The sequence below is a fragment of the Endozoicomonas atrinae genome (genome assembly GCF_001647025.1).
Classification (GTDB): domain Bacteria; phylum Pseudomonadota; class Gammaproteobacteria; order Pseudomonadales; family Endozoicomonadaceae; genus Endozoicomonas; species Endozoicomonas atrinae.
In genome coordinates, this window is the sequence record NZ_LUKQ02000716.1 from 1 (window position 1) to 649 (window position 649).

The 649-nt window shown below is 46.4% G+C and carries 2 protein-coding genes; both read right to left on the bottom strand.

Annotation, left to right across the window (positions count from 1 at the left end; translation table 11 throughout):
* Positions 1–489: IS630 family transposase (locus AK963_RS30240; protein WP_066018855.1), on the bottom strand; the 489-nt coding region annotated here is incomplete at its 3' end.
* Positions 489–641 carry a helix-turn-helix domain-containing protein gene (locus AK963_RS36970; RefSeq protein WP_420795630.1) on the bottom strand — a complete coding sequence of 51 codons (153 nt, stop codon included), beginning with the start codon at positions 639–641 and terminating at the stop codon, positions 489–491. The genes AK963_RS30240 and AK963_RS36970, both read right to left, overlap by 1 nt.
* Positions 642–649: the final 8 nt, after the last annotated feature.

The window sequence follows — 649 nt, forward strand, 5'->3', positions numbered from 1 at the left end:
GTTATTCCAAGCTTCACAGCAACAATCTACAATATTTTCATAACCTGAAAATGCTTTGTTTGATAAGTCATGCTCCCGCATCCACTCCCATAGCCTTTCTGAGCTGTTTAACTCCGGTGCGAATGGTGGCAGTTTAAGAACACTTAAATTTTCAAACTTCGGAATATCCTGGGCCATATGGAAACCTGCACGATCCATCACTACCACGGCATGATGACCTGGGGCCGTTGCTTTGGATATTTCCTCAAGGTGCATGGTCAACCCCTTTGAATCAGCACGGGGTAATACCAACCCAATTCCTCGATCCTGCTCAGGGCATACCGCTCCAAACACGTAAACATATTCAAACTGCTGCTGACGTATAAGGCCGGGCCGACTGCCTGTTGGCGCCCATACCCTGCTGATGGAGTTTTGCTGCCCGAACCGCGCTTCATCCTGGAACCAGATATCAATGACGACTTTCTGTGATTGTGAAGGCACAACCGCCATTACTTCCTTGCTGAAGTTTTTTTAAATGTCTCCTGCGCTTCAAGATCCTGATTTGGGTGTTTTGATCTGCCAGAAATCCACGACAACTTTACTCTATGTAGTAGCTTATAAACTGTCCGTAGGTCGCATTCAGTTTGGAACTCCTCCTCCAACAGTTTAA